Annotated in this window: 2 protein-coding genes and 1 pseudogene; 1 reads left to right on the forward strand and 2 read right to left on the reverse strand. The window is 69.0% G+C overall.

Annotated features, from left to right (window positions below; genetic code table 11):
• Nucleotides 1-612 (forward strand): glycoside hydrolase family 3 N-terminal domain-containing protein (locus VN779_RS09905; protein ID WP_325722164.1); only part of this gene is annotated, 612 nt, incomplete at its 5' end.
• A gap of 31 nt (nt 613-643) precedes the next feature.
• Here the strand turns inward: VN779_RS09905 and VN779_RS09910 are convergent.
• Nucleotides 644-2,065, reverse strand: coding sequence for a sugar porter family MFS transporter (locus VN779_RS09910; RefSeq protein WP_325722165.1), 1,422 nt, complete (start codon nt 2,063-2,065; stop codon nt 644-646).
• A 62-nt stretch (nt 2,066-2,127) separates the two neighbouring features.
• A pseudogene (locus VN779_RS26415) lies at nt 2,128-2,306 on the reverse strand (IclR family transcriptional regulator); the annotation flags it as partial.

Genomic DNA, 2,306 nt, shown 5'->3' on the forward strand with positions numbered 1-2,306 from the left:
TACACCGCGGGCGACTTCATCGACCAGTTTCAGCGTTCGTTCGGCAACAACGCCGCCTCGGTCGCCGCGCTCGGCTCGGCCTTCATCAGCGCGCAGCAGGCGACCGGAGTCGCGGCCACCGCGAAGCACTTCCCGGGCCTCGGCTCCGCTGCGACGTCCCAGAACACTGACACTGGATCGGTGACGCTGAACGTCTCGCAGAACCAGCTGCACACGATCGACGAGGTACCGTATCCGGCCGCGATCAGCGCGGGCGTGATGCTGATCATGTGCTCATGGGCGCTCTACCCGGCGCTGGACGCGAGTCTGCCCGCAGGACTCTCACCGACGATCGTGAGCGGGGAGCTGCGCGGCCGCAACGGTTTCCGCGGCGTGACCATCACGGACGCGCTGGAGGCCGGAGCCCTGGCCGCGTACGGCACGACGGCTCAGCGCGCGGTCAAGGCCGCGGGCGCCGGTATGGACCTGATCCTGTGCTCAGCGCGTGACGTGAGCCAAGGGGACAGCGCCCGCGGCGCGCTCGCGACCGCGCTCGGCAACGGCTCGCTTGACGCGACCAGCTTCCACGCCGCCACGCAGCGGATCAGCTGGCTGCGCGCCGCGCTGTTCTGATCAAAGCTGTTCCGGATCAGCGCCGTCTCCGTCAGACCTCGGTGACGGTGCTGACCTCGCCAGCCGCCGGGGGCTGCACGCGATGGCGGCCGCGCAGCTCCAGCTCGATCTCCTCGAGGCTGCGTCCCTTGGTCTCCGGCACCAGCCACCGCGCCAGGACGAACAGCACCGCGTTGACCGCCGCGAACACCCACATCGAATGGCCGATGCCGAGCGCGTTCTTGTCCGACATGATCGGGAAGACCGCCGTCACGATGCCGGTCGCGGCCCACAGCACCACGCTGCTGACGCCCATGCCGGCCGCGCGCACCCGCAGCGGGAACACCTCCGCCATCATCACCCACACCACCGCGCCCCAGCCGAGTTCGTACGCGGCCAGGTAGCCGATCAGCAGAATCAGGGTCAGTACGCCCAGGGCGGTCTTGCCGTGCACATCCAGCACCACGAAGCCGGTCAGCGCGAGCGTCACGAACATCAGTGCATTGCCGATCAGCAGCAGGGGTTTGCGACCCCAGCGATCGACCACGAACACCACCCACGCCGTGAACGCCAGCTTGGTCACGCCGAGCGCTATCGCGCTCAGCAGCGCGGTACTGGTGGTGAAGCCCAGCGAGACCAGCATCGTCGGGAAGTAGGCGTTGATCGCGTTGACGCCGCTGAACTGCTGCCCCACGGCCAGCAGCAGCGCCACGAGCAGCATCGGCCGCACCCACGGCGCCCACAACTCGCGCAGATTGCCGCGCTGCGCGGCGTCGAGCCGGATGACTTCCTGGATGGTGGTGAGTTCGTCGTCGACGGCCTCGCGCTGGTGAATACTCACAAGCACCGCGCGTGCCTCTTGCTCGCGCCCGGCTTTCACCAGCCAGCGCGGCGTCTCCGGCAGCAGGGTCAGTCCAGCCAGCAGGACCACCGCGGGCACCAGCGCCCCGGCGAACATGCCGCGCCAGTTGCCCGTCGACGCGAGCCAGTAGCCGACCAGAAAGGCGATCAGGATCCCGGAGACGATGAAGATCTGGTTGAGCGAGGCGAGCGCGCCGCGCAGCCGCGCGGGAGCCAGCTCGGACAGGTACGTCGGCACCGTCGCGGAGGAGCAGCCGATGCCGATGCCGATAACGCCGCGCGCGATGGTCAGCTCCGGCAGGTTCTGCGCGAGCATGCAGGCCACGGTCCCGGCGATGACGACGAGCGCGGCGGCCATGATCGCCCGGCGGCGGCCGAGCCGGTCGCCGAGCCGGGAGGCCGCCGCCGCGCCGATCATCGCTCCGACCGAGAGGCTCGCGGTCACCACGCCCTTCTGAAATCCGGACAGGTGCCAGTCCTTGGCGATGATGACCAGGATCGCGGCGATGATGCCGAGGTCGTAGCCGAACAGAATGCCGCCGAGCGCGCCGAAGAAGTAGAGCGTGGACCGGTTGATGCGCCGGCCCGCAGGCGCCGTCGCGGTTTGCGTCATGGCGAAACCACCTTCCGTCGTGGGTGTGGGTGTGGGTGATGGCGTGGGTGGATGTGGACGTGTCAGCGGATCCCAACGCGCCGCAGCTGCTGACTGAGGTCATCGGCCACCTCGTGCAGCAGCTTGCCGACGTGATGCAGCTGCGCATCGGTCACTTCGTCGCAGGGCATTGAGCAGCTCATCGCGTCGGTGGCCGGGATGCGGTACGGCACTACCGCGGCCGCGCATGCCACGCCGGCAG

The sequence above is a fragment of the Actinocrinis sp. genome (assembly GCF_035605935.1).
In the GTDB taxonomy this organism is placed as follows: domain Bacteria; phylum Actinomycetota; class Actinomycetes; order Streptomycetales; family Catenulisporaceae; genus Actinocrinis.

Excerpts from the sequence above, each read along its gene's own strand:
- VN779_RS09910 (WP_325722165.1), bottom strand. The coding sequence starts at position 2,065 with ATGACGCAAACCGCGACGGCGCCTGCGGGCCGGCGCATCAACCGGTCC.